Raw genomic sequence first — 442 nt, 5'->3', positions numbered from 1 at the left:
CACAGAACGAGGTAGGTGACGAAGAAGGGCAGGGAGGCGGCCAGATCGATATCCACTAGCACGCACACACCAGGGGGGGTGTTCCTGCGCAGGGCCATGGCCTCCCGGCGCAGGCGCTCGCGAGCGGAAGTCCTCGCCGCCAGTGCCTGCCCGTCCGTCGCTCCGGTCGCATCCTCGGCCAGGGAGTCGCGTAGGATCTTCATGGCATACTCCACACCGCCGTCGTCCCGTGCCCGCCAGAACGATCCCATGGAACCCCCGCCCAGGGGGGCGATCAGCGTATAGCCGCCCACCTCATCACCGGTCTGCAGATTCAGCGCAACCACCCTAGCCATCCCTCCATTGTGGCCCCCCGACCGAACAATCTTGGCAGGTGACCCTACCCTTATGGACTCTCTCACGCTGCAGAACCTGCGCACGGCCACCCGTTCCCCTCTGTCCG

At 66.1% G+C, this 442-nt stretch carries 1 pseudogene; it reads right to left on the bottom strand.

The features are described 5' to 3' along the window. Positions 1-335: pseudogene (locus CRD59_RS07690) on the bottom strand (serine/threonine protein kinase); the annotation flags it as partial. Positions 336-442: the final 107 nt, after the last annotated feature.

The organism is Bifidobacterium xylocopae (assembly GCF_003315615.1).
Classification (GTDB): domain Bacteria; phylum Actinomycetota; class Actinomycetes; order Actinomycetales; family Bifidobacteriaceae; genus Bombiscardovia; species Bombiscardovia xylocopae.
Note: the sequence above shows the minus strand (reverse complement) of the source record. Positions and strands in the feature narration are given on the sequence as shown.